We start from the raw sequence: 3,798 nt of genomic DNA, 5'->3' as shown, positions 1-3,798 counted from the left end.
TTTCTAAACGTTTTTCAACCGTTTCTAAATCTTTTAATTGCAATTCGATATCGATAGTTTCTTTATCACGGATTGGGTTTACATTTCCATCTACGTGAACAATATTATCGTTATCAAAACAACGTAATACGTGAATAATCGCATTACATTCTCTAATATTTCCTAAAAACTGATTTCCTAATCCTTCTCCTTTACTTGCACCTTTCACTAAACCTGCAATATCAACAATATCAACGGTAGCCATTTGTACACGTTCTGGATTTACCAATTCTTCTAAACGATTGATTCTTGGATCGGGTACGTTTACTACACCAATATTTGGCTCGATAGTACAAAACGGAAAGTTAGCACTTTGCGCTTTTGCATTAGACAAACAATTAAATAATGTTGATTTTCCTACATTTGGTAAGCCTACAATTCCTGCTTTCATATTTTAAAGCCCCTAAATCCCCGAAGGGGACTTCACATCGGTTCAATTTATTATTATTTTACTATCACAACTCCGCTTTGGGGTTGGAGGTTTTATTCATCATGCAAAAATGCTTGTCTGTTTAAAAGCGTTTCTTCACTTTCTACGTGATTGTCATCTGGCACACAACAATCAACTGGACAAACAGCCGCACATTGAGGTTCGTCGTGAAACCCTTTACATTCGGTACATTTTCCTGGAACAATGTAATATAAATCATCTGAAACTGGTGTTTGCGCCGCATCTGCATCGATTTCTGTTCCGTCTGGTAAAATTATTTTTCCTGAAAGTTTGGTACCGTCTTTCCAACGCCAATCATCTGCACCTTCATATATTGCAGTATTTGGACATTCTGGTTCACAAGCCCCACAATTAATACATTCGTCTGTTATTATAATTGCCATTTTATTTTGTCTTAATGTTGAAAAGTCATAATGTCAAATGTCGTAAATCTTTTTACTTTAAGACGTTAGACTTTCGACATATTATATTAATTTTGTGCAAAAATACAACGTAAACTAAATATAAACAAGTTACATATGTTACAAATTGAAATAAAAAATAATTTTGTTGAATTAGGAAAATTTTTAAATCAGTTTTCTTTAGACAATAATCAACAAAATGAGCACGTAAAACATAATGACGTTTTTTATAATTCATTTGTAGATTTAATTGCGTTATCCCAATCTCACAACAATTGGTTTACACCTGATAATGTTCATTTTAGCATTTCAAGTTGGGCAGAAGCTTTAACTGAAAACAACATTAATCAATGGCTTTCCGAATATACTTTTATTGAAAAAGCACCTAAAAATGTAGGGTTAATTTTAGCAGGAAATATTCCGTTAGTAGGTTTTCACGATTTTTTAACGGTTTTAATTTCTGGGAATAATGTCTTAGTTAAAACATCAAGTAAAGACGATTATTTAATTAAATTTTTAGCTAAATATTTAATTGCATTGGATCATCGATTTAATGAAAAAATAACGTTTGTTGAAGACAAATTAGAAAATTACGATGCCGTTATTGCTACTGGAAGCAACAATACAGCAAGATACTTTGAATATTATTTTAAAGATACACCTTCGATTATTAGAAAAAGTAGAAATTCTATTGCAGTTTTAACCGGAGAGGAAACGCCAGAAGAAATGACTTTATTAAGCGAAGATGTGTTTCGATATTTTGGCTTAGGTTGCCGAAATGTTTCTAAAATTTTTGTCCCGAAAAATTATAATTTCGATGCGTTTTTTAATGGAATGTATGCTCAAAAAGATGTAATTTATTATGAAAAATATGCCAATAATTACGATTATAACAAAGCGGTTTTTTTAATGAGTAATTTTCAATTATTAGATAATGAATTTTTAACTATTAAAGAAGATATAAGTCACGCCTCGCCTATTTCTTCGGTATTTTATGAATTTTATGAAGATCTAAATGAAGTAAAAACGCGTTTAAATCAAGATGCAGAAATGATTCAATGTGTAGTTTCAAATGGAAGTATTGAAAATTCAGTCTATTTTGGAAATACTCAAAAACCAAATTTATGGGATTATGCAGATAATGTAGACACAATGCAGTTTCTAATTAATTTATAAAATGACCGTTTCTAAAATTAGTACGATAATTAAAACACAAAAAGATAAAGACGTACACAAACACCAACCCAAATTCAATTTGGAAGCAAAAGTAAACTCCAATCGAAAGGCATCAAAAAAAGAAAAATAATATTTTTCGAAATCGATATTGTTAATAAGTCGTTTCGATATCGTATTTTTAATTTTGGGCAGTTTTTCTAAAAACCTGAAATTTGCACCAAACTACAACCAACATTATGAAAAAACACAATTATAGCGCAGGACCTTGTATTTTGCCACAAGAAGTATTTGAAAAATCAGCTAAAGCCATTTTAAATTTTAATAATTCCGATTTATCATTATTAGAAATTTCACACAGAAGTAAAGATTTTGTAGCTGTTATGGACGATGCACGAGCTTTGGTTTTAGAACTTTTAGGATTAGAAAACAAAGGATATCAAGCGTTATTTTTAGCTGGTGGTGCAAGTTTAGAATTCTTAATGGTGCCTTACAACTTAATGAAATCTGACGGAAAAGCAGCTTATTTAGATACTGGAACGTGGGCGAACAACGCTATTAAAGAAGCCAAACATTTCGGGGAAACCTTAGTTGTAGGTTCTTCTAAAGAAGCCAATTATAATTATATCCCAAAAAACATAGAAATTCCTTCAGACGCAAGCTATTTTCACTGTACAAGTAATAATACCATTTTTGGAACACAAATGAAATCATTTCCAAAAACAAATGTGCCTGTGGTTTGCGATATGAGTTCGGATATTTTTTCACGAACATTAGATTTTTCACAATTTGATATTATTTACGCTGGGGCACAAAAAAATATGGGTCCTGCCGGAACTACATTAGTAGTTGTAAAAGAAGAAATTCTCGGAAAAACAGGTCGTTATATACCAAGTATGTTGGATTATGAAAAACATATTAAGGCAGAAAGTATGTACAATACGCCGCCGGTATTTCCTGTATACGCTTCCTTATTAACTTTACAATGGTTAAAAAATTTAGGCGGAATTGTAGCAATTGAAAAAATAAATAATGAAAAAGCTGCCTTATTATATTCAGAAATTGACAGAAATCCATTATTTAAAGGAACGGCAGCAATAGAAGACCGAAGTATTATGAACGCAACATTTGTTTTAACTGACGAAAGCTTAACTGAAAAATTTGATGCGATGTGGAAAGCCGCAGGAATATCTGGTTTAACTGGACACCGCTCTGTTGGAGGTTATCGTGCTTCTATGTACAATGCATTGCCATTAGAAAGCGTTCAAGTATTGGTAGACGTAATGAAAGAATTAGAAGTTAGTGCTCAGTAATCAGTATTAAGTATTCAGAAAAATAGAATATAAATTATAGTTGAGTTTCACTTTTAAACTCATAAACTTTTAAACATATAAACTCAAAAATGAAAGTATTAGCAAACGACGGAATTTCAAAAAGTGGTATCACTACATTAGAAAAAGCTGGTTTTGAAGTTATCACTACAAAAGTGGCACAAGAACAAGTAGCCAATTACATCAATACAAATGATGTACAAGTTATTTTGGTAAGAAGTGCTACGAAAGTAAAACAAGATATTATTGATGCTTGTCCTGGATTAAAAATTATTGGTCGTGGTGGTGTTGGAATGGATAATATAGATGTTGAATATGCACGTTCAAAAGGAATTCACGTTATCAATACGCCCGCTTCTTCATCTGAAAGTGTAGCCGAATTGGTTTTTGCGCATTTATTTTC

Annotated in this window: 4 protein-coding genes and 1 pseudogene; 3 read left to right on the top strand and 2 right to left on the bottom strand. The window is 31.6% G+C overall.

Translation table 11 applies throughout. The features are described from left to right. Nucleotides 1-430: GTPase (locus tag KA468_RS10855; RefSeq protein ID WP_291242949.1), on the bottom strand; the 430-nt coding region annotated here is incomplete at its 3' end. 92 nt (nt 431-522) lie between these two features. Further along, a complete protein-coding gene (locus KA468_RS10850) occupies nt 523-873 on the bottom strand; it encodes a 4Fe-4S dicluster domain-containing protein (RefSeq protein WP_291242948.1) in 351 nt (116 codons plus the stop codon). 135 nt (nt 874-1,008) lie between these two features. Here KA468_RS10850 and KA468_RS10845 point away from each other — a divergent pair, with 135 nt between their 5' ends. The 3 genes and pseudogenes from KA468_RS10845 to KA468_RS10835 all read left to right on the top strand — a co-directional run. Further along, entirely contained in the window at nt 1,009-2,067 is a 1,059-nt protein-coding gene (locus KA468_RS10845) for an acyl-CoA reductase (protein WP_291242947.1), read from the top strand. A 236-nt stretch (nt 2,068-2,303) separates the two neighbouring features. Further along, on the top strand, nt 2,304-3,377 hold the full coding sequence (serC, locus tag KA468_RS10840) for a 3-phosphoserine/phosphohydroxythreonine transaminase (RefSeq protein WP_291242946.1): 1,074 nt from the start codon (nt 2,304-2,306) through the stop codon (nt 3,375-3,377). An 89-nt stretch (nt 3,378-3,466) separates the two neighbouring features. After that, nucleotides 3,467-3,798, top strand: a pseudogene (locus KA468_RS10835) (3-phosphoglycerate dehydrogenase); the annotation flags it as partial.

This window comes from Flavobacterium sp., assembly GCF_017985075.1.
Lineage (GTDB): Bacteria > Bacteroidota > Bacteroidia > Flavobacteriales > Flavobacteriaceae > Flavobacterium.
Note: the sequence above shows the minus strand (reverse complement) of the source record. Positions and strands in the feature narration are given on the sequence as shown.

Excerpts from the sequence above, each read along its gene's own strand:
- KA468_RS10850 (WP_291242948.1), bottom strand. The coding sequence starts at position 873 with ATGGCAATTATAATAACAGACGAATGTATTAATTGTGGGGCTTGTGAA.
- serC (WP_291242946.1), top strand. The coding sequence starts at position 2,304 with ATGAAAAAACACAATTATAGCGCAGGACCTTGTATTTTGCCACAAGAA.
- KA468_RS10845 (WP_291242947.1), top strand. The coding sequence starts at position 1,009 with ATGTTACAAATTGAAATAAAAAATAATTTTGTTGAATTAGGAAAATTT.